The sequence below is a fragment of the Sphingomonas bacterium genome (assembly GCF_903643035.1).
Lineage (GTDB): Bacteria > Pseudomonadota > Alphaproteobacteria > Sphingomonadales > Sphingomonadaceae > Sphingomonas.
The window spans coordinates 1-3,215 of the sequence record NZ_CAHJWW010000298.1; the positions used below are offsets into that span (position 1 = coordinate 1).

Genomic DNA, 3,215 nt, shown 5'->3' on the forward strand with positions numbered 1-3,215 from the left:
GGCCGTTCGGGCACCTGGCGCGGATCGATCGCGCCGTGTCCGGCGCCCGTGCCAGTGCTGGTGGCGATCGCCGAGTCGCCCTCGCCCGCCACCTTCAGGCCGCCGGGATCGTCGGGCCTGATCTTGTAGTCGCCGTCCTGCGCCGCGATCAGCTCGCCCCCGCTGCCGCCGCCGCCGGCCACCGCCGCCGGTCGGCTCAGGCGATAGACGGCGAACACGATCGCGGCGAGGACGACGAGGCCGAGCAGCACGAACGCCAGCAGGCGCAGGCCGCCGGAGCCGCGCGGCTCGTCGGGCTCCACCGTTTCCAGCCACGGCAGGCGATCCTCGTCGCGCAGGTGGATCTCGTCCGTCGCCATCTCAATGCATCTCCCACGCCGCCTCGACGCCCATGACGGTCAGGCCGTTGCGGATGGTCTGCCCGATCGCCTCGACCAAGAAAAGCCGCGCCGCGCTCAGCCCATCGTCGCCCTCGACCAGGAAACGGCGGGCGGGATCGTCGTTCCCGACGTTCCAGGCGGCGTGCAGGGCCGCGGCCAGATCGTAGAGGTAGAAGGCGATCCGGTGCGGCTCGCGCGTCGCGGCCGCGGTCTCGACGACGCGCGGGAACTGCGCTGCGAGCTTCGCCAGCGCCAGGTCGCGCGTGTCAAGCCGGGACAGGTCGGCGCCCGCCGCCGCGACTCCGGCCACCGCCGCGCGCCGGCCGAGCGAGGCGATGCGCGCGTGCGCATACTGGACATAGAAGACCGGGTTGTCCTTCGACGCCTCCACGACCCTGGCGAAGTCGAAGTCCATCTGCGCGTCCGCGCGGCGCGTCAGCATGGTGAAGCGCACGACGTCCCTGCCGACCTCTCCCACCACCTCCGCCAGCGTCACGAAGTTGCCGGACCGCTTGGACATCTTCACAGGCTCCCCGCCGCGCAGCAGCCGGACCATCTGGATCAGCTTGACGTCGAAGCGCGTCCGCCCGTCCGTCAGCGCCGCGACCGCCGCGACGATCCGCTTCACCGTGCCGGCATGGTCCGCCCCCCAGATGTCGATCAGCGCATCCGCGCCCGCCGCCTTCTGGAAGTGATAGGCGAGGTCGGCGCCGAAATACGTCCATTGCCCGGTCGACTTGCGGATCGGCCGGTCCTGGTCGTCCCCGAACCGGGTCGAGCGGAACAGCGGCAGCACGACCGGCTCCCAGTCCTCGGGCGTCTCGCCCTTGGGCGCTTCCAGCACGCCGTCGTACACCAGGTCGCGGGCGCGCAGCTCCGCCTCCGCCGCCTCGGGCTTGCCGGCCGCCTGCAACTCCGCCTCCGACGCGAACACCTCGTGCGCGATGCCGAGCAGCGCCAGGTCCGCGCGGATCATGTCCATCATCGCCGCGACCGCGCGGGTGCGAAACAGCGTCAGCCACTCGGCCTCGGCCGAGTCCGCGAACCGGTCGGCGAACTCGGCGGCGAGCGCCCGCCCCACCGGCACCAGATAGTCGCCGGGGTACAGGCCCTCCGGGATCGCCACCGCCTCGCCCAGCGCCTCGCGATACCTAAGGTGGACGGAGCGGGCGAGCACGTCGACCTGACCGCCGGCGTCGTTGACGTAATATTCGCGGATCACCCGCGCGCCGGCGAACTCGAGCAGCGTCGCGAGCGCGTCCCCCACCACCGCGCCGCGGCAATGGCCCATGTGCATCGGGCCGGTCGGGTTGGCGGAGACGTATTCGATGTTGATCGTCTGCCCCGCCGCCGCCGTCGAGCGGCCATGGTCGGCGCCCGCCTGCGCGATGCCGGCCAGCTCCGCGCGCCAGGCGTCGTCGGTCAGCGTCATGTTGATGAAGCCGGGACCGGCGACCGCGACCGAGGCGACCGCGTCGAGCCTGCCCAGCTCGGCGGCGATCCGCTCCGCGAGCGCGCGCGGGCTGGTCCTTGCGGCCTTGGCGAGCACCATGGCGGCGTTGGTGGCGAGATCGCCATGCCCCGCATCGCGCGGCGGCTCGACCGCGACGTTCGAGCGATCGAGATCGGCCGGCAGGTCAAGCGTATCGAGCGCCGCGTCGACATGCGCGGCGAAACGGGAATAGAGGGTCATGAACGTCCGCCCGAAGGGAAAACGCGCGCTGTAGCGGAACGGGGCGGGAGCTTCAAAGGGGGGCAGAGTGGCGGACATTGGTGGAAAGCGGTCCGGCAGGTTTCGGGCTTAGCCGATCGGGTTAAGCTACCCTCCGAAAGCAAATCTCGACGTTGCCGCTTCTGACCGAGCATGCAATTGGAGCACCTCTCTCGTTATCGATTATGATCTCTGCGGGTCTTTTATTGCCCGTGGTATCGACGACGTAGAGGTCGCCAATGATAGATTTTGTGGAAAGAAACCGCTTACCTTTACCTATCCACAGATCATACGAAGCGTGAGAGTTTCCGTAGAAGATAGCGCCGTTTCGCACCGTGATGACCGATCCGCTGTCGCTGTCTCTGAATGTGCCCTCCTCCAATTTCGAGATTTGGGAAGGTCTCATCAACGAGACTATAGCGACGAGAACGCAAAATAGAATAATGGCGGCGAGGTATTTGAGAGGCAGGCTCTCCAGCCGCAATGGCTTCGGCATGCGCTTTTCCCCAAGGCATCGGCAGGGAAACTCTGCCCAACCGTCGTCGATATACGGCAGTCTTTTGGGTTGCGCGATCATGTTCGGAACGTCCGCTTGTGGGCGCAAGCGGACGTGCGCCTCACGCCCGCACCAGTCCCTCCACCGCCGCCGCCTTCGGCGCGCCCGGGAACAGCGTCCGCGTCACGCGCGCCGGGTCCAGCCCGAACTGCCCCGCCACCGCGCCGCCGATGAACGCGTCGAGCTGGAGCGTCGGCGCGAGGTCCCGCGCCTCGTACAGCGCGCCCTTCGACAGGCCCGGCCAGTCGGCCATCACCCGCCCGCCCCTCACCGCGCCGCCCAGCAGCATCGCCGCCGATCCCGTCCCGTGATCCGTCCCGCCGGTGCCGTTCGCCGCCACCGTCCGCCCGAACTCGGTCGCCACCAGAACGACCGTGTCCGCCCATGTCGGCCCCATGCCGGCCTTCAGCGCGCCGATCATCGCATCGAGGCCGTTGAGCTGCTGCGCGAGGCGCTGGCGCTGCTGGGTGTGCGTGTCCCAGCCGCCGGTCTCGATGGTCGCGATCCTCGCGCCGCCCGGCGCCGACAGCAGCCTGGCGGCGAGCGCGCCGGTCGCGGCGGCGTTGGC

The 3,215-nt window shown here is 69.5% G+C and carries 2 protein-coding genes and 1 pseudogene; all 3 read right to left on the reverse strand.

The window, feature by feature from the left end; translation table 11 throughout:
- Nucleotides 1-359: pseudogene (locus HUV01_RS14170) on the reverse strand (SPOR domain-containing protein); the annotation flags it as partial.
- Nucleotide 360: 1 nt separating this feature from the next.
- Complete coding sequence (gene argS / locus HUV01_RS14175) at nt 361-2,073, reverse strand: arginine--tRNA ligase (protein ID WP_174298857.1); 1,713 nt, start codon at nt 2,071-2,073, stop codon at nt 361-363.
- Nucleotides 2,074-2,708: 635 nt separating this feature from the next.
- A partial coding sequence (locus HUV01_RS14180) for a DUF1501 domain-containing protein (RefSeq protein WP_174298858.1) occupies nt 2,709-3,215 on the reverse strand: 507 nt, incomplete at its 5' end.

Excerpts from the sequence above, each read along its gene's own strand:
- argS (WP_174298857.1), bottom strand. The coding sequence starts at position 2,073 with ATGACCCTCTATTCCCGTTTCGCCGCGCATGTCGACGCGGCGCTCGAT.